General features: G+C 61.9%; 18 protein-coding genes. 4 read left to right on the top strand and 14 right to left on the bottom strand.

The annotated features are described in order from the left end of the window. The first annotated feature begins 65 nt into the window (after nt 1–65). On the top strand, nt 66–512 hold the full coding sequence (locus C1M53_RS25535) for a nucleoside deaminase (protein WP_129414777.1): 447 nt from the start codon (nt 66–68) through the stop codon (nt 510–512). Between the two features lie 122 nt (nt 513–634). On the opposite strand, the gene C1M53_RS25530 is transcribed toward C1M53_RS25535, so the two are convergent. The 3 genes from C1M53_RS25530 to C1M53_RS25520 all read right to left on the bottom strand — a co-directional run bounded on the left by C1M53_RS25530 (nt 635) and on the right by C1M53_RS25520 (nt 5,506). Continuing rightward, nucleotides 635–1,315: a hypothetical protein gene (locus C1M53_RS25530; protein ID WP_129414776.1), complete on the bottom strand. Its 681-nt coding sequence runs from the start codon at nt 1,313–1,315 to the stop codon at nt 635–637. Nucleotides 1,316–1,509: 194 nt separating this feature from the next. Next, nucleotides 1,510–4,446: an isoleucine--tRNA ligase gene (gene ileS / locus C1M53_RS25525; protein WP_129414775.1), complete on the bottom strand. Its 2,937-nt coding sequence runs from the start codon at nt 4,444–4,446 to the stop codon at nt 1,510–1,512. 250 nt (nt 4,447–4,696) lie between these two features. Beyond that, the gene (locus C1M53_RS25520; RefSeq protein ID WP_129414774.1) at nt 4,697–5,506 is read right to left on the bottom strand and encodes a MipA/OmpV family protein; all 810 of its coding nucleotides are present in this window, start codon (nt 5,504–5,506) and stop codon (nt 4,697–4,699) included. Between the two features lie 372 nt (nt 5,507–5,878). On the opposite strand from C1M53_RS25520, the gene C1M53_RS25515 reads away from it, so the two are divergent. Further along, nucleotides 5,879–6,442, top strand: a complete 564-nt coding sequence (locus C1M53_RS25515) for an HdeD family acid-resistance protein (protein ID WP_129414773.1) — start codon at nt 5,879–5,881, stop codon at nt 6,440–6,442. Here the strand turns inward: C1M53_RS25515 and C1M53_RS25510 are convergent. Further along, on the bottom strand, nt 6,439–7,473 hold the full coding sequence (locus C1M53_RS25510; protein WP_129414772.1) for a bifunctional riboflavin kinase/FAD synthetase: 1,035 nt from the start codon (nt 7,471–7,473) through the stop codon (nt 6,439–6,441). The genes C1M53_RS25515 and C1M53_RS25510 overlap by 4 nt on opposite strands. 10 nt (nt 7,474–7,483) lie before the next feature. Further along, nucleotides 7,484–8,344: a TIGR01459 family HAD-type hydrolase gene (locus tag C1M53_RS25505; RefSeq protein ID WP_129414771.1), complete on the bottom strand. Its 861-nt coding sequence runs from the start codon at nt 8,342–8,344 to the stop codon at nt 7,484–7,486. Nucleotides 8,345–8,593: 249 nt separating this feature from the next. Here C1M53_RS25505 and C1M53_RS25500 point away from each other — a divergent pair, with 249 nt between their 5' ends. Continuing rightward, entirely contained in the window at nt 8,594–9,226 is a 633-nt protein-coding gene (locus tag C1M53_RS25500; RefSeq protein ID WP_129414770.1) for a LysE family translocator, read from the top strand. Between the two features lie 25 nt (nt 9,227–9,251). On the opposite strand, the gene C1M53_RS25495 is transcribed toward C1M53_RS25500, so the two are convergent. Then, nucleotides 9,252–10,070, bottom strand: a complete 819-nt coding sequence (locus C1M53_RS25495; protein WP_129414769.1) for a DUF2189 domain-containing protein — start codon at nt 10,068–10,070, stop codon at nt 9,252–9,254. Nucleotides 10,071–10,252: 182 nt separating this feature from the next. Here C1M53_RS25495 and C1M53_RS25490 point away from each other — a divergent pair, with 182 nt between their 5' ends. Continuing rightward, nucleotides 10,253–10,774, top strand: a complete 522-nt coding sequence (locus C1M53_RS25490; RefSeq protein ID WP_129414768.1) for a CAP domain-containing protein — start codon at nt 10,253–10,255, stop codon at nt 10,772–10,774. Between the two features lie 79 nt (nt 10,775–10,853). Here C1M53_RS25490 and C1M53_RS25485 read toward each other — a convergent pair whose 3' ends face one another. From C1M53_RS25485 to C1M53_RS25450, 8 genes are all read right to left on the bottom strand, one after another. Then, nucleotides 10,854–12,386, bottom strand: coding sequence for a DHA2 family efflux MFS transporter permease subunit (locus tag C1M53_RS25485; RefSeq protein WP_129414767.1), 1,533 nt, complete (start codon nt 12,384–12,386; stop codon nt 10,854–10,856). A 273-nt stretch (nt 12,387–12,659) separates the two neighbouring features. Beyond that, nucleotides 12,660–13,841 (bottom strand): HlyD family secretion protein, encoded by a 1,182-nt coding sequence (locus tag C1M53_RS25480; RefSeq protein WP_129414766.1) that lies wholly within the window; start codon nt 13,839–13,841, stop codon nt 12,660–12,662. Beyond that, nucleotides 13,838–14,332 carry a MarR family transcriptional regulator gene (locus C1M53_RS25475; protein WP_129414765.1) on the bottom strand — a complete coding sequence of 165 codons (495 nt, stop codon included), beginning with the start codon at nt 14,330–14,332 and terminating at the stop codon, nt 13,838–13,840. Before C1M53_RS25475 ends, C1M53_RS25480 begins: the two co-directional genes overlap by 4 nt. 218 nt (nt 14,333–14,550) lie before the next feature. Next, nucleotides 14,551–15,072 (bottom strand): OsmC family protein, encoded by a 522-nt coding sequence (locus tag C1M53_RS25470; protein ID WP_129414764.1) that lies wholly within the window; start codon nt 15,070–15,072, stop codon nt 14,551–14,553. 166 nt (nt 15,073–15,238) lie between these two features. After that, complete coding sequence (locus C1M53_RS25465; protein ID WP_129414763.1) at nt 15,239–16,174, bottom strand: bifunctional helix-turn-helix transcriptional regulator/GNAT family N-acetyltransferase; 936 nt, start codon at nt 16,172–16,174, stop codon at nt 15,239–15,241. Nucleotides 16,175–16,286: 112 nt separating this feature from the next. Then, nucleotides 16,287–17,435: an alanine racemase gene (locus C1M53_RS25460; protein ID WP_129414762.1), complete on the bottom strand. Its 1,149-nt coding sequence runs from the start codon at nt 17,433–17,435 to the stop codon at nt 16,287–16,289. Then, nucleotides 17,435–18,718, bottom strand: a complete 1,284-nt coding sequence (locus C1M53_RS25455; protein WP_129414761.1) for a D-arabinono-1,4-lactone oxidase — start codon at nt 18,716–18,718, stop codon at nt 17,435–17,437. The genes C1M53_RS25460 and C1M53_RS25455 overlap by 1 nt, the downstream gene beginning before the upstream one ends. A gap of 14 nt (nt 18,719–18,732) precedes the next feature. Beyond that, nucleotides 18,733–19,917, bottom strand: a complete 1,185-nt coding sequence (locus tag C1M53_RS25450) for an MFS transporter (protein ID WP_129414760.1) — start codon at nt 19,915–19,917, stop codon at nt 18,733–18,735. Between the last annotated feature and the right edge of the window lie 118 nt (nt 19,918–20,035).

The following is a 20,035-nucleotide window of genomic DNA, read 5'->3' as shown; positions in this document are numbered from 1 at the left end:
CTAGATAACAGGATCGCCGCCGGGTGGCGAGGACTATTCTAAGCCCATTCTGGAGCTGAAACAGCGTGAAACGACCGAATTTCATGGCAGCCGCACTGAAAGAAGCCGAGGCTGCCGCAGCGCGCGGTGAAGTGCCGGTCGGCGCGGTCGTGGTGCACGGCGACACGATTGTTGCCGCCGCGGGCAACCGCACCCGGGAACTGTCGGACCCGACTGCGCACGCGGAAATCCTGGCGATCCGCGAAGCTTGCCGGAAACTTGCCAGCGAAAGACTGACCGACCACGATCTCTATGTAACGCTGGAACCTTGCGTGATGTGTGCAGGTGCGATTTCCTTTGCCCGCCTGCGCCGGCTCTATTTCGGCGCTGCCGACGAAAAAGGCGGCGCGGTCGTCAATGGACCGCGCTTCTTTTCGGCTCCCACCTGCCATCACGTCCCGGATGTCTATGCAGGGTTCGCGGAAGCGGAATCCTCAGCCATTCTCAAGGACTTCTTCCGGGATCGCCGCTAGAGCGTTTCCATTCCGGACGGAAAAAACCGCTACATTTTTCCCGAAATTGCTCAAAAATACCGCTCCAACGAAAAACGCCGCTGCAAGGCAGCGGCGTTCATTTTCTAAGGCCTTTCAGCAGCCTAGTTCCACCAGTCGAACCAGCCCGACTTGCCGCCCTTGGCCTGGGCTTCTTTCTTCAGGCGCCGCTCTTTCTTGTATTCATCCTCGCCGAGTTCACCCTGCGGGGCCGTGTCCGAGGCCGTGCGGTAAGCGACCGGCGGGTCCGTCAGGAAGCGGCGGGTAGCCGGCGTGCTCTGCTGGCTTGCAGCGACACGTTTGGCCACTTCAGCCCGGCGGGCAACAGCCTGACCGCTATCCGGGGGAGGCGGATGGCTCGAACCCGATTCGGCCATAGCCTTGCGCACGGCGACCGGATCGGTCTGCACGTCGTCGGCAACGATGCCGGGTTCGTAGTTCGGATTGTTCTCGTTGGCAGTCGCCTCAGCCCGCAAGCGCGCCCGGCGCTGCTCTGGCGATTCCGGCCATTCGCCGCCTGCGGTCTGCGTGATTGAATCCTGCGGCGCCGGCAGGGCTTCCTTTGCGCCAGCTTTCGGCTTCACCAGCGTCGCACGCGGCTTGTAGTCGATGGCATCGCGCTTTGGTGGGCGCAGCGAGATCGCGTTGGACACGTCGCCAAGCAACTGTTCGCCTGCCGGCGTGCCTGTACCGTAGGTCGGTGAACCGACGCAGCCAGTCAGCGCAAAGCCGGACACCAAAAGCGGCACCAGAACCAGCGCACGCGCGCGGTGTCTCTCGGTCATGCTGTTTCTTGTCACTCTCGACCTCTGGCCAGCCCCGGTGGCCCGGAAATGAAAACGCTATGCGCTCATTCAACGGGAATCCGGCGATAGTTTGTCATTGTTGTTCGTCGGAATTTCGCGTCTTTACCTCAACGCCGGGTTAAGGGCAACGCCGGCAGCTGTACTACCACCGGCGTTGCGACGTCTCCAACAACCTAAAACCGGCCGAGCGACTTCATTTCCTGCAGGGCTGCAGCATCACGAGCCGATACGTCCGGATAGGCCGCGTCCGAGCCAACATCCGCGGTATACCGCCACGAACGCGCGCATTTGACCAGGCCGCGATCTTCCGCCTTGGCAATGACGACGGCAACACCGGGCACTTCGCGCAGCGCGAAAGCATCGGCAGGGGCCGGATCATGCGAGATGACGAGATCCGATGTGATGCTGATCTCGGCCAGGTCGATACCGGCAAGAGCCGTTTCCAGGCTAACATCATCGAGATACACGATCGGCACGGCCTCCAGCGACGAGCCGATGGTCTTCTTCGCGCGCTCCAGCTCCAGAGCACCGGTAACGACGCCGCGCACCTGCCGCACCTTGCGCCATTTCTCGGCAAGTGCGTCGTTGCGCCAGGCGGAAGGCACCGCCGGCATCTGTTCGAGATGCAACGATTCGGCCTGTGGATTGCGGTCCAGCCAAGCCTCCTCCGTGGTGAAGGGCAAAAGTGGCGCAAGCCATTTCACCAGGCAGTCGAACAGGTGGCGTACCACCTGCACCGATGCCTTGCGCTTCACGCTGGAAGGCGCATCGCAGTAAAGCGCGTCCTTGCGGATGTCGAAATAGAAGGCCGAGAGCTCGACGACCATGAAGTCGAGCAGCGCGCGCGTGATGCGCTTGAACTCGAAGGCATCAAATCCCGAACGTACCAGTTCGTCGAGTTCGGCCAGCCGGTGCAGCATCAGCCGCTCCAGTTCCGGCATTTCGTCAAGCGGCACTTCTGCGCCGTCATCATGCGCCAGCGTGCCCAGCATCCAGCGGATGGTGTTGCGCAGCTTGCGGTAGGCGTCGATGTTGGTCTGCAGGATGGTCTTGCCGAGCCGCTGGTCCTCCCAGTAGTCGGTCGTTGCCACCCACAGGCGCAGGATGTCGGCGCCGGACTGCTTGATGACGTCCTGCGGCACAACGGTGTTGCCGAGCGATTTCGACATCTTGCGGCCTTCCTCATCCATGGTGAAGCCATGGGTGACGACCGTATCGTAGGGTGCCCTGCCCCTGGTGCCGCAGCTTTCCAGCAGCGAGGAATGGAACCAGCCGCGATGCTGGTCGGACCCTTCCAGATAGACGTCGGCCGGCCATTTCAGGTCGGGACGATCCTCCAGCGTGAAGGTATGGGTCGAGCCGGAATCAAACCAGACGTCGAGGATGTCCATGACCTGCGTCCACGCCTCGTTGGCACGAGAACCCAGGAAGCGCTCGCGTGCGCCTTCGGCGAACCAGGCATCCGCCCCTTCCGTCTCGAAGGCCTCGACGATACGGGCATTGACCGCCTCGTCCTGCAGCACATTGCCGTCGACGTCGGCAAAGACGGCGATCGGCACGCCCCAGGCACGCTGGCGCGACAGCACCCAGTCGGGGCGCTCCTCGATCATGGAGCGCAGGCGCGTCTGGCCGGCTGCCGGAACGAAGCGGGTGTCGTCGATCGCCTTCAGCGCCCGGCTGCGCAGCGTGGTGCCGTCGCCGAGTTCCTTGTCCATATAGACGAACCACTGCGGCGTGTTGCGGAAGATGATCGGCTTCTTCGAACGCCAGGAGTGCGGATACTGGTGCTTCATGCGTCCGCGCGCAAACAGCGCGTTGACCGCGATCAGCGCCTCGATCACGACTTTGTTGGCGTCGCCCTTCTTGCCGTTGTCGTCGATGACGCGCGCAGGCCCGCCTTCGCGGTCCGGACCGAAGCCCGGCGCGTCCTTGGTGTAAAATCCCGCATCGTCAACCGGGAACGGGATGGCGACGTCGATGCCTTGCTTGCGCAATTCCGGAGCAGCATCCATCCAGGCTTCGAAGTCTTCGCGGCCATGGCTAGGGGCCGTGTGCACGAAACCGGTACCGGCATCGTCGGTGACATGGTCGCCCGCGACCATCGGCACGACGAAGTCGTAGCCGCCACCAAGACCCTTCAGGGGATGCGAAAGCGTAAAGCCGCCAAGCTCTTCCGCAGAGATGTTGCGGAGCCGCTTCATGGTCACCTTTGCCTTTGCAGACGAATCCTCGGCAAGCGCGTCGGCAAAGATCAGCTTCTCGCCCGGCTGCGGGCCGAAATCGTTCTCCGCCGCCGTGACCTCGTAGAGACCGTAGGTGACGCGCGGCGAATAGGCGACGGCGCGGTTGCCCGGGATCGTCCAGGGTGTGGTCGTCCAGATGACGACATGTGCCCCGGCAAACTCCTCGGCCGCACCGTTGACCGGGAACTTCACCCAGATCGTGTCGCTCTCATAGTCCTGGTATTCGATCTCGGCTTCAGCCAGCGCGGTGCGTTCGACCACCGACCACATCACGGGCTTGGAGCCGCGATAGAGTTGATCGCTCGTCGCGAATTTCAACAGTTCTCCGGCGATGCGCGCTTCCGCGTGGTAGGCCATGGTGGTGTAAGGGTTGTCGAAATCGCCAACGACGCCGAGGCGCTGGAATTCATCGCCCTGAACCTTGATCCACTTTTCGGCATAGGCACGGCACTCCTGGCGGAATGCCACCATCGCGGCCGGCTGTGTCAGATCCGGCTTGGACTTGCCCTTCGAACGATAGTTCTCTTCCTCGATCTTCCACTCGATCGGCAGGCCATGGCAATCCCAGCCCGGCACATAGTTGGAATCGAAGCCGCGCATCTGGAATGAGCGGACGATGATGTCCTTCAGGATCTTGTTCAGCGCATGCCCGATATGGATGTTGCCGTTGGCATATGGTGGGCCGTCATGCAGCACGTATTTCGGGCGACCGGCAGCGGTTTCGCGCAGGCGCTTGTAGAGGTCCATATCCTGCCAGCGCTTGACCAGCACCGGTTCCTTTTCCGGCAGGCCGGCGCGCATCGGGAATTCCGTCTGCGGCAAATAAAGGGTCTTCGAATAGTCGAGGGTTTCAGCTTTGTCGTTCATCGATCTGCCATATGCGTTGCCCGTCGGCGGCGAGCCTCGGGCGTTGAACTAGCATGTTTTGGAACATGTTATGGAAAAAGCGCGAGAGCAGCTCGCGCGAGAAGCCCCGGCGGCTCCGACGACCTCAGGCCGTCCGGAACACCGGGCCACTAATTCGTATCGCGATGCCGCGAGGGCGCGAAAAAGCTGTCATGGCCGCGCTTTTAGCGGATAAGCTGACAGGAATAAAGCGCTTCCCTGTCGTATTCGATTATAGCTTGAAGTCGAAGCGATAGCTGGTCGAAATGCCAAAGGTGAACTGGTCCTTCGAGCCGTTCTGCCTGACCAGGCTGGAATCGGCCGCCGGACCCGTCAGTCGGCTATACTCACCGAACAGGCTCGCCGTGATGGGGTCAGTGACCTTCCAGGTAACGGCGCCGCCGACGCCAACCGATTTCAGGCCGCCGCCCGGCTTGTACTCGGCAAGGCCGGTGGCCGCGGATTCCGCGGCATTGACGCCGTAGTAGGCATCGAAATAGCTGGCAGAGGCGAATGACATGCGCGGACCGCCGGAAATGCGCACTTCCGGGGTGACGTCATAGAAGGCATCGGCTGCAAAGTCGGCAACGACACCGTGATGGGCCCGCACTCCCTGCCGGACTTCGCCACGCACGCGCAGCCAGTCCAGCGGGTAGAATTCAGCGAAGCCGCCGAGCTCCCCGCCCCAGCGCACGGGATCCAGCCCTTCCAGCCCTTGCGTGTCGCTGTCGCGGCGCAGCAGGAGCTTGCCGTTCAAGCCGGCGCGGAAATTGCCGTTGTCGTAGAGACCAAGCGAGATATTGTCGTTGCGGGACGAGAATTTCGTGTCGCCACCGGCCTTGCCAAGCGAGATGATCGGCTCGGCTCCAAGCAGGTATTTCTTGCCGCCTTCGAAGTTCGGAGCGACCAGACCGGTGACCCCGACCTCCAGATACCAGTCACCGCGTATCCAGCCGAAGAAATCACCTTCGGCGCGCGCGCTGGCCGGCGCAAGGAAAACGACAGCGGCAATAGCCGCCGGGAGGGACTTTGCAGGACTCATCACAACACCATGCACAACTCACCGTTGCGTTGTCTATGCGGGCCTCTTGGTAAAATTTGATTTAAATCCCCATTTCTCAAACACATTCGGTTTCGGCTCCGTCACTAGAGCGTTTCCGTATTTCACGGAAACGCGGAAACGCTAAGTTTGTTTTCGCCGCATTTTTGTAACGCCAAATGATTCCATTTGACTACAAAATGCTCCAGAGCGCCGCGCGTCCTTTCGGACGCGCAAAGGACGCTCTAACACTTTGATTTGGCGCATGATCCTTCCCGAAAATCGATCCCGATTTTCGGGATCATGCGCTGGACGTCATATTGGCACGGCGTTATCGTCCCGCTTGTGACAGGCACAACTCTGGAGAGGACGGCCATGACCCTGCCCACGGACGAACTGAAGAATGTGATCGGCGAGGCCCGTTCCAAATGGGGATGGTTCGTGGCACTCGGCGTCTTGTTGCTGATCTTTGGTGGCATCGCCTTCGGCAACCTGTTCATCGCCACCGTCGCATCGGTCTATTTCGTGGGCTGGCTGATGTTGATGGCCGGAGCCATCGAAATCATCCATGCTTTCGGCGTGAAGACCTGGGGACGCTTCTTCTACTGGCTGCTCAGCGGCCTGCTTTATGCGGTGGCCGGCTTCTTCGCCTTCTACAATCCGCTGCTCGCTTCAACCGTCTTCACCCTGCTGCTGGCCATAGCGCTGGTCGCTGCCGGGCTGGTTCGTGCCTCGATCGGCTACCAGCACCGTGCAGACAAGGGTTCGGGCTGGATCATCGCTGGCGGCATCATCACGGCACTGGCAGGCCTGCTGATCGCCCTGCAATGGCCAGTCAACAGCCTGTGGGTACTCGGCCTGTTCCTGGCCATCGACCTCGTCTTCCAGGGCTGGACCTACATCGCCTTTGGTTTGGCCCTGAAGGGCAGCAAGACCTAGCCCGATCGATTTTCGTCCGTTGCGCGTCCGGACGGACGCGCAACATTCTGGAATGCGATCTTCGCATCGAGGGCTGACAGCGGCCTGACACCGGCAAGAAGTGCCCTTGCCTCCGCCTCGTCGCGCTTCATCTGAACCACGAGCGGATCAAGGCCTTCAAACTTCACTTCGCCCCGCAGATAGGCGAAGAACGAAACTTCGCAGGTTTCGCCATAGAGACTGTCCGAGAAATCGAACAGGAAGGTTTCGAGCAAGGGCGCGCCGTTGTCATCCACTGTCGGGCGGCGCCCGAAACTGGCCACCCCGTCATGGATCGAACCGTCCTGTCGACGGAACCGGACGGCATAAATGCCTTCCTTCAGAATTGTTTGCGGCGAAAGCCTCATGTTTGCGGTCGGGAAGCCGAGCGTGCGGCCAAGCTGCTGTCCGCCGATCACTTCACTTTCTACCGTAAAGCGGTAGCCGAGCAGGCCCGCCGCCTCTTCCGGCCTGCCCTCCGTGAGCAAGGCACGAATCCGGCTCGACGAGATGACCTCGGTGCCTTCATCGCAGAACGCCTCGACCTGTACGACGCCAAAGCCATGGCGTTGGCCGGCCGCAGCGAGAAAGGCAGGACCGCCCTGGCGGTCCTTGCCGAAATGAAAATCGAAGCCTGTGACGGCGCAGGAAATGCCGAGATTGCGTTCGAGGATATCGGTGATGAAGGCTTCAGCTGAACGATGCGAGAACTCACGCGTGAATTCCTGCTCGATGACCGCGTCGAAGCCGAAATCTGACAACAACCTGGCTTTCACCGGCGGCGGCGTCAGCACGAACAGGGGCATGTCCGGCCGAAAGACGGTGCGCGGATGCGGCTCGAAAGTCAGCACCAGCGCCGGCACGCCGCGCCGCTGCGCTTCGTCGAGCGCTTGCTGCAGCACGGCCTGGTGCCCGCGATGAACGCCGTCAAAATTGCCGATTGCCACAACGCCACCGCGCAGCCGCGAGGGCAGCACCGTGTCACCTGCAATGCGCTCGAACGGCCCGTTCATGCCGGCCTTCCTATTTCAGCCGCGGCATGACGGCAACCGGCCGATAACCGTGCTTTTCGAGGAAGGCAGCAAGCAGAGCGGGATCAGGCCGCAGCGGATCACCGTAGTCACGGGCGTGAATACCGCCGGAGATGTAAAGCACGTCGAAACCGTTGTCGGCACCGCCCTTCACATCGGTCATCATACCGTCGCCAATGGCCAGCGCACGGCTGCGGGGAATCTCGCGGCCGAGCACTTCCGCCGCAGCCTTCATGGCGGCAGCATAGATCGGCGCGTGCGGCTTGCCGGCGATCAGCGTACGACCACCAAGTTGCGCATAGTCGCGAGCGAGCGCGCCGGCGCACCAGATCAGCCTTTCGCCGCGCTCGACGATGATGTCGGGGTTGGCGCAGATGAACGGCAGGTTGCGGGCGCGCAGCCTGGTCAGCATCTCCGCATAGTCCTCCGGTGTCTCGGCCTCGTCATCGAACATGCCCGTGCAGACGACCACCTGCGCTTCGAACTCTTCGGAGATTTCCACGTCGAGCCCGTCATAGATGGTCATGTCGCGGTCGGGGCCGAGGTGGAACACCTTGCGCGGTCCCTCGGCGATGAGATCGCGCGTGACATCGCCGGAACTGACGACACGATCGAAAGTGCCATCCGGCACGCCGATCAGCCGCATCTGGGTGATTACATCCGCACTGCGGCGCGGCGAGTTGGTGATCAGAACGACTGCAACACCAGCGTGGCGCGCTTCGGCCAGGGCAGCCGCCGCCGCAGGAAAATGCGTTTCGCCATTGTGGACCACTCCCCACACATCGCACAGCAGCGCGTCGTAGCGGCCTGACACAGCGGTCAACGTCTCGATCGTCTCAAAAAGGTCCGTCATGGCATCCCAGGAAAAAGGCCGCGGTTGGGGTCTCCGGCCATCGGCTTGGGGCACCAGACACTGCCAGGACGGCCCCGGATTAGCCGAAGCGTTCTCGCCTGTCACCAGCTTTCGCCGTAACCGGGCAGTGGCCACAAGGAGGATTCCGTGCTGGCGCAATCAACCGGCGGGACGCGCTCTTGCGCCGTGCACGGCAAAGATGCAATTTCCGCCAGCGCCGAGAGATGGCGTCTTGCCTGGGGGACAGCCGTGCCCGATACCACCAATCACATCGCCTTCGCGTTGATCTGCCTCGGCATGGTGCTGACGCCCGGCCCGAACATGGTCTACCTGATCTCGCGTTCGCTCTCGCAAGGACCCAAAGCCGGATTGATCTCGCTGGGTGGCGTTGCCGTCGGCTTCCTGTTCTACGTGTTTTCCGCCGCCTTCGGCATCACCGCACTGCTGCTGGCCGTTCCTTATGCCTATGATGCCTTGCGGCTCGCCGGAGCGCTCTATCTGCTCTATCTTGCCTGGCAGGCCTTGAGGCCTGGCGGTCGTTCACCTTTCCAGGTGCGCGACCTGCCACGCGACCGGCCGCGCAAGCTGTTCATGATGGGGTTGATGACCAACCTCTTGAATCCAAAGGTGGCGGTCCTCTACCTGTCACTGCTGCCGCAGTTCATCGACCCGGAAAAGGGCCAGGTGCTGTCGCAGCTCCTGGTGCTGGGCGTAACCCAGATCGCCATCAGTCTGTCGGTCAACGCCGTCATTGCCGTGACGGCGGGCTCCATCGCGGTGTTCCTGGCTGGCCGTCCGTTGTGGATGCTGATCCAGCGCTGGCTGATGGGCACGGTGCTTGCTGCGCTGGCTGTCCGGATGGCGACCGAAAGCCAGCGCTGAATTGCCCACCAGGGCTGAGCAATAGCTACATCGGCCGCCGCTCGACCCTTGCTTCCGGCTCAACCACCTTGCGGTAGAGATGCCAGGTGGCATGGCCGAGGATCGGCATGACGATGGCAAGGCCGGCGAAGATCGGGATCGAGCCGATCACCAGAAGCACAGCCACGATCAAGCCCCATGCCAGCATCGGCACCGGGTTCATGACGACGGCCCGCACCGAGGTATCGATGGCCGACACAACGCCGACGTCGCGGTCGAGCAGAAGCGGGAAAGCGATGACCGTCGTGGCCAGCACCACCAGCGCGAAAAGGAAGCCGGTCACGTTCCCCCAGACGATCAGCCCGAGCCCCTGCCCGGTTGTCAGCACGTCCCGGATGAACGTCCCCATCGATGCCGGCGGCTGTTCGCCGAAATAGGCCATGTAGATCGACTGCGCGGTGAACAGCCAGAGCAGGAAGATCGCCATCAGCATGATGCCGATGACTGCGATGGACGGCAGCGCCGGCGAATGGCGCACATCCAGTGCGCGTTTCCAGGACGTATCCATGCCGCGTTCCCGTCGCCGCGACATCTCATAGAGGCCTATCGCCGCAAACGGGCCGACCAGCGCAAAACCGGTCATCAGCGGATAGATAAGCTGGATGGCATTGGAGCCCGACGACCATTGCGTCAGGATCAGGCCTACGATCGGATAGATCAGCCCGAGAAAGACGTAATGCGACGGCTTGGCCCAGAAATCCTCGGCGCCGCGCTTCAGCGCATCAAAAAGATCCGAGATGGTGATGCGGCGCACCGTGGGCAATTCGAGCCCGTGCGCACCTGCCATGACGTGAAAACCGGCCATTACCTTCCTCCCGTCGGGTTGGAGGGCGGTCATCGCCAGGATGGCCGCCCGTGGCTGCCACTCAATCAACGGAGGAAGACTAGCAGTTTTCGCCGATATTGTCGCGCTGCCGCCATCACAGATTGTTGAGGTCCGACACGTCCTGCCTGCTAAAAGCCATGATCACCGTTATGGGAGATTTAATGCTCTCCTCCTTCGACCCTTCGCCATCGGCAGATCATCGTCCCCGGCTTCCCCGCCGAGGCTTCCTCGCACTCGCCGGCGGCGGGTTGCTCGTCGCGCTCGCTGGATGCGGCACGGTTCGCTCGACCGGCGAAGGCGGCGGCGCTTCATCGTCTGCCTCCGCGCTGGTCGGAAAGATACGGTCCAGTGCAGGACTGCCGGCGATGGCGCCGGATTCGCAACTGGAACAGGCTGCCCTGCAGCAGGCGCGCTTCATGGCAGGTGCCGGCCGCATGGAGCACACCACCGGCTGGGGCAAGGATTTCGCTTCGCGCGTGTCCGACAACGGCATCGAAGGAGCAGCAGCCGAAAACATCGCGCAAGGCCGCATGGACCTTACCCGCCTGTTCGACATGTGGATGAATTCGCCGCCGCACCGGCGCAACATGCTCGACCCACGTTTCACACGCTTCGGCCTCGCCTATGTCGCGGATGCCAAGCGACCGGACTGGCGCTACTGGGCGCTGGTGATGGGGAGATAGCAGGACAAGGGACTAGGAACAGGAGGAACGTCCCGTTCCCGCTCGTCAGCTGCCTCACTGCCCTGATCCCTTAGTGCCCTCACTCCATATGCACTGCCGGCGCACCACCGGCCGGTGCCTGCTTGGGCGACCTCAGCAGCAACAACAGCGGTATGGCGCATGCCGTGACAAGTGCCATCAGCTTGAAGTCCGAGACATAGGAGATCATCTGCGCCTGGATGTTGACCAGACCGTCGACCTGCGCGAGCGCGGTGCGATCACCCAGCGCCGCCGAGGGGTTGGCGAGCCACAAGTTCGGATTGAACGGATTGATGAATGTCGACAACTCGACGTGGTTGATCTGCGTGTTCTGTGTCAGCACCGCCGTAAAGGCCGAGATACCGATCGACGAACCGATGTTGCGCACCAGCGTGAACAGCGATGTCGCGTCCGGCAGGTTGGCTGGATTGAGCGTCGAGAACGCCATGGTCGAAATCGGCACGAACACCAGGCCGAGCCCCAAGCCCTGCACGATGCCCGACGTCACGATCGGCCAGGCATCCATCTGTGGCGTGAAGGCAGACATCATGTAGAATGAATAGGCCGTGAGCAGCATGCCGATGAAGATCAGCTTCTTCGGGTCGACCATCTTCATCAGGCGTCCGACCGCCAGCATCGAGATCATGGTACCGACGCCGCGCGGTGCCATCACCATGCCCGTCGTCACCGTCGGATAGCCGAAGATGGCCGAGAGCATCGGCGGCAGCAACGCCATACCGGCGAGCAGAATGACGCCGATGATGAAAATGAACACCAGCGCAGTCGCGAAATTGCGGTCGCGGAAGATCTTGGCATCGATGAACGGCCGCTCCGCGGTGACGGTGTGGACGATGAACACCCAGAAGCCGATCAACGCCAGGCCGGTCTCGATCCAGATTTCGATGGACGAGAACCAGTCCGCGTCCGGCCCGCGGTCGAGCATCAACTGCAACGCTCCGACACCAAGCGACAACATGGCGAAGCCGAAGAAATCGAAGCCGCGCAAGCGCTTCGGGATGCTTGGCAGGAACGCAGCCATGCCGAGGAAGGCGACGATGCCGACCGGCAGATTGATAAGGAATACCCAGCGCCAGTTATAGCTGTCGGTCAGCCAGCCGCCCAAGGTTGGGCCGACCACGGGGCCAACCATGATGCCGGCCCCCCAGATTGCCATCGCCTGTCCGCGCCGCTCCTTGGGATTGATGTCCATCAGGAAAAGCTGCGACAACGGCACGATTGATGCGCCGAACACGCCTTGCATCAGGCGGAACAGCACCATCGTCTCCAGGCTCCAGGCAATACCGCACAAGAGCGAAAAGGCGACAAAGCCGACGACCGAACCGAGGAACAACTCCTTGCGTCCGAATTTGTCCGAGAGCCAGCCCGTCATCGGCGTGACGATGGCTGCCGCGACGATATAGGACGTCAGCACCCAGTTGATGGTGTCAGGAGAAGCGCCGAGGTCGCCCGACATCGACGGCAACGCGACGTTGGCGATCGTGGTATCGAGCACCTGCATGACCGTCGCCGCCATGATGGCGACCGTGGCCAGCCCGCGGTTCGGAACTTCGCGAAAGGTTTGATCTGCGCTCATGGCAACATTGTCCAGTCCGGAATGATCGGTGGCCTGCGGGCTTTCCGGGCGGCAGGCGACCCAACTCGGGAAGATGCCAGCCGTTTTGGGGGTTAACGGTGGCGCCCGCTTGAGGTGCCTGCCGCCCGGAAACTCTTGGCGGGTAGCGACGAAGGCTGATCCGGCCAGGACGGCGCATGTGCACCGTCTCAACCCGTCTCACCTGCCGCGCCGGCCCGCCGGCAATCCGATCCTCCTCGTAAAACTGTGCTCCGGTTCCAACGAACCGTTTTCTTACTTGGCCTCGCCGGCGAAAGCCTTGCCGAACAGGCCGCCAAAACCGCGCGAGACACCGGTGTCGACGGTGACGGAGGCGCTCATGCCCGCGCGCAACGCGAGCTCGGCATCCTTGTCGTCAAGTTGCAGGCGCACGGGGATGCGCTGCGTGACCTTGACCCAGTTTCCGGTGGCGTTCTGTGCCGGCAGCAGCGAGAATTGCGCTCCGGTGCCGGCGCCGATCGCCTGCACAGTCGCCTCGAAGGTCTTGTCCGGATAGGTATCGAGCACGACCTCGGCCTTCTGGCCCGGCTTCATGCGGGTCAGCTGCGTTTCCTTGAAGTTGGCATCGATCCACGTATCGCCGGTCTCGACCAGCGCGAACAGCGGCGTGCCGACGCCGACATACTGACCGACGCGGAAGGATGCGGCCTTGTAGGCAACACCATCGTCGGGTGCCCGCACGGTCGCCTGGGAAAGGTCGAAAGCAGCCTTGTCGCGTGCGGCAAACGCGGCCAGCACGGTCGGATGCTGGTCCGTGGCAATATCGGGATTGCCATCCAGCGCAGCCTTGGCGCTGTCGATACCCTGGACCGCAACAGAGAGATCCTGCTTGGCCTTGTCGAGGTCGTTGCGGGCCTGGTCGAGGGTGGATTGCGGGTTGATACCCTTCTTCACCAGATCAACGGCACGGTCATATTGCGACTGCGCATAGGTGACCTCGCTCGATGCCGACAATTCCTTGGCCTGGGCCTGCCTGTAGGCGGAACGCAACTGCTCGACACCGAGCCGCGCGTTGGCGACAGCGGCATCGGCCTGCGCGAGAGCGATCTTGTAGGGTTCGGGGTCGACGGCGAACAGCACGTCGCCTTTCCTCACCGGCTTGTTGTCGGCAACGTTCACTTCAACGATACGACCGGGGACATTGGCTGCGATCGAAAGCGTCGCCTGCTGCAGGTTGGCGTTTTCTGTTTCTTCATAGCGACCACCGGTCACGTAGTAATAGCCGCCGGCAGCCACGAGGATCAGCGGCACCGAAACCATCAGGAAGAAGCGAAGGCCGCGGGACTTCTTCTTCTGCGGCACCGCCAGCGTTTCCACCGGAGGCGGCGCTGCTATGGCCGGCTGGGCAGCCGGGGTCGGCTGTTCCATATCGAGCTTGGCAGCATCTTTCTCATCGATCTTGGACACGGCGTTCATTGGGGTGCACTTTCTAAGGTCTTGGCTTCGGTGCCATCTTCAATGTCTTGGGAAGACGTTATGTTGCTGTTCAGGTTCTCGATGACCCTCTCGAGCCCCTGCATGATGATCTTCTGGTCGGCCTTCGATATGCCGGCAAAAGCCTCTTCGGTGACCTCGCCGACAAAACTCTTCACGTAGACAAAGGCTTCCCGCCCGAGCTCGGTCAGGAAAATCGCGCGCACGCGGCGATCGTTGAGATCAGCCCGGCGTTCGACCCAGCCGCCCTGTTCCATGCGATCGAGCATGCGCGAAACGCTGATGGGCTCGATTTCCAGAAACTCAGCAATACGGGCCTGGGTCGTTCCTTCTTCCTTCGCGACCCAGAACAGCAACCGCCACTGGGCGGCGGAAAGATGCGTATCGATCGCCATCTGCTCCAGGCGCTTGCGCAACAGCCGGCCCACGGTGTGGACCAGAAAGCCAAGCGTATGTTCCGTGTTCGAGGTCATGAGCGTGAGATATAATAAGCATGCTTACTATTCAAGCCGATCACACAAGACGTGATCGGGCAAATTTGCATGACAGCCATGCGCCGACGCCGGAACATCCTGACACGGACGCATACGCGCGACGGCATGACAAAAAGGGCCGAACCCGACGGTTCGACCCTGACAAATCTTCGAACTGGACCAAGGCCAGGTGGCTTGCTGGCCAGGCTTGAGCGCCCCTACTCCGCCGCCTGCCGCACTTTTGTGGTGAGTTGCAACTCGACTGGCGTCGGGTTGCGCAGGATGTCGAGCACCGGGCAGTGCCGGTCGACGGTTTCCTTGAGCCGGGCGATGTCGGCCTCGGACGCCGGACTGTCGATGAAAACCTCGGCATTGATGCGCTGATAGCCCGGTCGAACTTTGGGGTCGACGTTAAAGAAGCCGCGCAGATCGATATCACCGCTCAACTGCACCGATACACTGTCGAGCGGAATGCCAAGTGCGTCGGCGTAAAGCCGGTATGTGATCTCCTGGCATGAACCGAGCGCCGCCAGAACATATTCGACCGGGTTTGGAGCCGTATCCTGGCCGGCCAGCGCCGGCGGCTCATCGACACCGATGCTGAACTGACGGATCGCTACATTCGAACGGAATCCATCAGCAAGCTGCGAACGCGCCTGGAAGGTCACGGCCGCCTGGCTGGCATCAGCGCCGAGCGCGGTTTTTGTGTTGTCGAAAACATCCTTGAAACGGAAGGCCATCGCTCGTCTCCAGTTCGACTGCATCGAATGTTCGAAGTGTCGCGCTTCGGCTCGGCCGGGAAAAGCAAAGCAGTGCCCTCTATACGATCACCACGGGCACGGTCATGCACCAGGCTCTGCGGGAAACAGAACAATGTTGCGATCGTGCAGCGCACGCTCGACGTGACTAAAGCTCCAGGTTCCAGATCTGACCGACGAGTTCCTTGCCAAAGGACGTGTGACGCTCCTCCTTGGCCAGCTTAAACCCTGCATCCTGATAGATGCGTCGCGCCGCAACAAGAATGTCGTTGGTCCATAAGGTCAGCGTCTTGTAGCCGCGCGAGCGGGCAAAGGCGATGCATTCATCCACCAGTCGCTTGCCAATGCCAAGTCCGCGTGCCGATGGCTCGACATAAAGCAGCCTGAGCTTCGCCACATCGTCGGACTGGTGCACGGCGAAGACCGATCCCACCACTTCGCCATTGCGTTCCGCGACCCAGGCGCGCTCCTTCTTCGGATCATAAAACCGGACGAAACCGACGAGGATTTCGGCAACCAGCGCCTCGTAGGTCTCGTCCCAACCATATTCCTGCGCATAAAGCAGGCCCTGCCGATGGGTGATCCAGCCGACATCGCCCGTCTGCAGCGGCCGCAGGATATAGGGCACCTTGGGTTCAATTCCGTCGCCCAACAGCCGCATGATCGTCATCATCGCTGTCACCAGCGTCTCGCGACGCTCAGCCGGCAGTTGGTCCAGCAGCGTGCCTATTTCATTGTTGGAGGCTTCATCCAGGCCCGCGAATGTCCGCCTGCCGGCATCGGTCAGCGCGATTGCCGATTGCCTGGCGTCATCGGCCTGGGCCTGGCGCAACACCAACCCGCGCTCCTCGAACTTCTTGAGCATGCGGCTGAGATAGCCGGCATCGAGGCCAAGCTCACGCCCGAGCTCTGCGGCGCTCTGGCCGTCGCGCTGGGCCAGGTCGAACAGGACTCGCGCCTCACTCAGCGAAAACGGGCTCTTCAGCAGCACCTCCTCGAGCAGGCCGATCTGACGCGTGTAGAAGCGGTTGAAAGCGCGCACGCAGGCGACCTGCTCATCATTGGGGCTGGAAAAAGCAGACATGGGAACCTCTAAGGCATCAATGGACTGCGTCAACGATATTGTTGACTAAGTCAAATATATGGATGCCTGAAGCAACGATCAAGCCCTCCCAAGGGCTTTTCACAGCGACGCGTCAGCCCAACGGCAAGACCGGCCAGTGTTCGATGATATGTCCTTGCGAAAACACCGCGATGGTGCCGAACTGTTGCAAGACGAATTCGGACTGCGTGGGACGCAGAAAGAAGAAATCGTCCGGTTGAAGCGTCGCATCGGCTGGCAGTGCCATGAACTGCTGATTGGAGGACTGGCCAAGTGTCGCCTCCTCCCATGCTCCTTCGGGAAAGACCGGCTTCGCCATCCACTTGCCGCCATAGATGTAGCAGCCTCGGCGTGGGAACCGGCCAAGCATCTGCAACGCCCGGCCGACGAAAGCCGGGCCTGGCAGTTGCGCCTCCACCACCTTCAGCACCGGCGTCGCGATGAACGCCGCCGGCTGGAAGCCGGTGAGACCAGCGGTATCGAAGTCGCTCGGCAGCACGAACGCCGAACCGATCGACACTTCGTTGGCCTGCGTCCGCGCCCCATGCAGCAACGCGGTTTTCGAGCCGCCGATGTTCAGAATCTGCCGCTCGTCCGGCCCCAGGCAGGAGACGAAAGCCTGGAATGCGGCGACCGACTGCGCCAACGCTTTTTCCGGCCCGCCGAACAGATCCGGAATATGCGGCGCGTGCGCCTCGTAACCCATGATGCCTTCGCAACGCAGCAGGGGATGCTGTCGTACCCGCTGCAGCGCGTGCGCCAGCGCCGCCGGTTCGGCAATGCCGCCGCGATGCAGGCCGATATCAACCTCGAAGGCGATGCGCAGCTCACAGCCCAGCGCCTCGGCCATCACCATGTACTGCTCGAGCCGCGCTTCCGTATCGATCAACCAGCAGACACGCCTCCAGTCATCGTGCTTGCACGCCAGAACCCGCCGGGCCGCTTCGACCGGCATCGGCTTGCCGAACAGCAGATCCGCCTTCGGAAAAGCCCTGAGAACCGCCTCACTGATCGGCAGGTGGAAGGTCATGAACCGTGACGCGCCCAAGGTATCGGCAATGCGGGAAAGCAGCGGCAGGCAGGCCAGCGACTTGTCGACCAGCCGAAGTGCAAATTCAGGAGCCAGCTTCTGCCGGGTCAACGAAACATTGCCGTCGAGCCGGTCGCGATCCAGCACAAGGCAAGGCTTGAACAGGCCGGCCTCGCGCAACGCCACCGTCATGGTTTGAAAATAGCCGTCCATCACTTCAAACCGAACAGGTCTGCCATATAGGGCGAAACGAAACGACCTTGCGGATCGATGTCGCGCCGCACATCCATCGCGTCCCTCCAGCGCGGATAGAGCGTCTCGAAATCCGTGGCCTTCAGGCTGTGCATCTTTCCCCAATGCGGGCGCCCGCCATATCTGCGGAAAATCGGCTCCGCCGCGCGCATGAACGGCAGCGGATCATTGGCCGCGTCGTGATGGATCGCAATCGAGCAGGTCGGTCGCCGGTAGAAAGGACTCAGCCAGAATTCGTCGGCTGCGACAGAGCGGACCTCCATCGGGAAATAGACCTCCGGAAAGCGCTTTTCTGTCAGCTCGATGATTTCGGCCAGGGCCCTGGGACCTTCCTCGAAAGGCAGATGATACTCCATTTCGTTGAAGCGGGTGCGGCGATCGCTGGCGTAGACGTTGAGCCAATCCTGCACGTAGTCCTCCGCCGGCAGCCTGGCCATGACGGAGCGGATGATCAATCCGCGCAGCCAGGGTGCCCGGCGCAGCGCCGTGCGCAGCTTGCGCAGCGTGGCCAGACCCGCCTCATCCTCTTCCGGCGGCCTTGGACTCACCGGTGTGTCGGAAAGGTCGCTGGCAATGAACTGGGCATGGCCGGAAAAGGGAACATAGTAGAATTCGGCGGACCGATGCGCGCCCATCATCGGCTCGAATTGCGCCAGCATTTCCTTGATCGGCAGCACCCATTTGCGCCGGTGCAGCCTGTAGGTCGGGATGTTCTTCAACGTGACTTCCGTCAACACGCCGAAACTTCCAAGCGCCACCCCCGTGGCGTGGATCAAGTCGCGATCCATCTCCAACGTGAGTTCGCGCAGCCCGCCTCGCCCATCGACGAACTGTGTCGCCTGGAGCTGCGTATGATAGGCACCAAGCACCCGCCCCGATCCGTGCGTCGCGGTTCCGAGTGCACCACCGATTGCCTGCTTGTCGATGTCGCCCATATTGGGCAGACCCTGTCCGACCTCCTGCAGCAGCTGCATCAGCGAGCCGAGCCTGGTACCGGCTCGGACGCGTGCGACAGCGGCGGCTTCGTCATGCGAAACCAGCCCTTCGAACTTCTCCAGCGACAGCATCGTGCCGTCCGTCCTCGCCAGCGGCGTGAAGGAATGTCCTGCCCCGACGACACGCAGTGGACCTGGGGCGGTCTTCACCGCCTCGACGACGCCGTCGAGGCTATCCGGGGTCAATATCTGCTGCGGCGAGCCTGCGACAAAGCCCGACCAGTTCGTCCAGCGCATGGCGTTGGTCATAAACTATCCTCGCTTCAGGCAGCCGCGCGGTGGCGTGACAGGGCGACAAAAAGGCCAAGCAGGGCGACGGAGGCGATGACGCTGGCCGCCGCGAACTCCGGCACGGCGCGGAAATCGCCTTCATCGATGAGCAATGAAGCAGCGACCGGGCCCAGTGCCAGCCCGAACAGTTGCGCCGCAGGCACCAGCAGCGCTGCCGTGCGCGTCTCGTCGGAAGTGATCGCCAACCGGATCTGATAGGGAACGATGAAGAGCAGGATGAAACCCATGGTCAGTGCGGCTACCCAGAAGGTGGTCAACGCCGGCCCGCCGGCCAGAACCATGCATGCAAGCACGGCAACGATGCCCACCCCTGTTATGGCCAGCCGATAGTCGATGCGCGCCTCGAAGACGGTTGCCGTCATCGCACCGAGGATCTGCGCAGCGAGGCTTGCCGAGACGATCAGGCCGACCGTTCGGCCGTCAATGCCATATTGCTCGCCGAGTGGTTCCAGGAAGGCCCAGACCGAACCGAAGAACATGAAATAACAGAAGATGGAAAGCAGTGCGGTGATGGCGCCAGGCGTCAGCACATTCGAGAAACGCTCGTCTTTCGGCAGGTCCGTATAGTCATCCGGCACCGCACGTGCGACCGCGAGCGACAGCACACACACCACGGCCAGCGTGACGAACCCGCCGCTTGCGCCGTAGGCCGGGATCACCGCGAGTGCCAGCAACAGCGCCAGGATGCACTGAGCCAGGGTCTGCAGCGACACGAAATAACCGCCGATGCGTTCCGCTCTGCGCGAGCGTGCGATCAGTTCGGTCGCCACCGCCACCAGCCCCCCCTCGGCAAGGCCGGCCAAGGCACGGGCAGCGATCAGCATGTTTGCGCTCCCCACATAGGCTGTCCACACATTGGCCAGGGCCAGGAGCAAGAGCAGGATCGCGCTCTTCCCGCGCATGTTGCGCGCCGGAAGCGCCATTGCCACGACGGCCGAACCGATACCTATGGAGACCAGCTCCGCGGTTGCCACCAGGGCCAGTTCATCACCGCTGACATGGCCCTGCGTGAACAGCGCGCCGAGCAGAACCGGCTGCAGCCCAAGGACAAGCAAGCCCACCGAGCCGGTCCACAAAGCTGCGGCGAGCTGCCGTGGTGTCGGATTGCCGACCAGCCAGTCTCCATCTCCAGCATGCGCGGAATTCGTCGAGTCCACAGGCGCCTCCCAACGTCCGTTGCCTCAAGCCAAAAGCTGACAATCAATCAGCATCTTGAAAACTGATACATAATCATCTTTCTTGTCAATGCGGATCTGGTGACGAGGACCCCATGAA

The organism is Mesorhizobium sp. Pch-S (genome assembly GCF_004136315.1).
In the GTDB taxonomy this organism is placed as follows: domain Bacteria; phylum Pseudomonadota; class Alphaproteobacteria; order Rhizobiales; family Rhizobiaceae; genus Mesorhizobium.
The sequence above is the reverse complement of the archived record's forward strand: the minus strand, read 5'-3'. Positions and strand labels throughout refer to the sequence as shown.

Excerpts from the sequence above, each read along its gene's own strand:
- C1M53_RS25530 (WP_129414776.1), bottom strand. The coding sequence starts at position 1,315 with ATGACCGAGAGACACCGCGCGCGTGCGCTGGTTCTGGTGCCGCTTTTG.
- ileS (WP_129414775.1), bottom strand. The coding sequence starts at position 4,446 with ATGAACGACAAAGCTGAAACCCTCGACTATTCGAAGACCCTTTATTTG.
- C1M53_RS25520 (WP_129414774.1), bottom strand. The coding sequence starts at position 5,506 with ATGAGTCCTGCAAAGTCCCTCCCGGCGGCTATTGCCGCTGTCGTTTTC.
- C1M53_RS25515 (WP_129414773.1), top strand. The coding sequence starts at position 5,879 with ATGACCCTGCCCACGGACGAACTGAAGAATGTGATCGGCGAGGCCCGT.
- C1M53_RS25510 (WP_129414772.1), bottom strand. The coding sequence starts at position 7,473 with ATGAACGGGCCGTTCGAGCGCATTGCAGGTGACACGGTGCTGCCCTCG.
- C1M53_RS25505 (WP_129414771.1), bottom strand. The coding sequence starts at position 8,344 with ATGACGGACCTTTTTGAGACGATCGAGACGTTGACCGCTGTGTCAGGC.
- C1M53_RS25495 (WP_129414769.1), bottom strand. The coding sequence starts at position 10,070 with ATGGCCGGTTTTCACGTCATGGCAGGTGCGCACGGGCTCGAATTGCCC.
- C1M53_RS25490 (WP_129414768.1), top strand. The coding sequence starts at position 10,253 with ATGCTCTCCTCCTTCGACCCTTCGCCATCGGCAGATCATCGTCCCCGG.
- C1M53_RS25485 (WP_129414767.1), bottom strand. The coding sequence starts at position 12,386 with ATGAGCGCAGATCAAACCTTTCGCGAAGTTCCGAACCGCGGGCTGGCC.
- C1M53_RS25480 (WP_129414766.1), bottom strand. The coding sequence starts at position 13,841 with ATGAACGCCGTGTCCAAGATCGATGAGAAAGATGCTGCCAAGCTCGAT.
- C1M53_RS25475 (WP_129414765.1), bottom strand. The coding sequence starts at position 14,332 with ATGACCTCGAACACGGAACATACGCTTGGCTTTCTGGTCCACACCGTG.
- C1M53_RS25470 (WP_129414764.1), bottom strand. The coding sequence starts at position 15,072 with ATGGCCTTCCGTTTCAAGGATGTTTTCGACAACACAAAAACCGCGCTC.
- C1M53_RS25465 (WP_129414763.1), bottom strand. The coding sequence starts at position 16,174 with ATGTCTGCTTTTTCCAGCCCCAATGATGAGCAGGTCGCCTGCGTGCGC.
- C1M53_RS25460 (WP_129414762.1), bottom strand. The coding sequence starts at position 17,435 with ATGGACGGCTATTTTCAAACCATGACGGTGGCGTTGCGCGAGGCCGGC.
- C1M53_RS25455 (WP_129414761.1), bottom strand. The coding sequence starts at position 18,718 with ATGACCAACGCCATGCGCTGGACGAACTGGTCGGGCTTTGTCGCAGGC.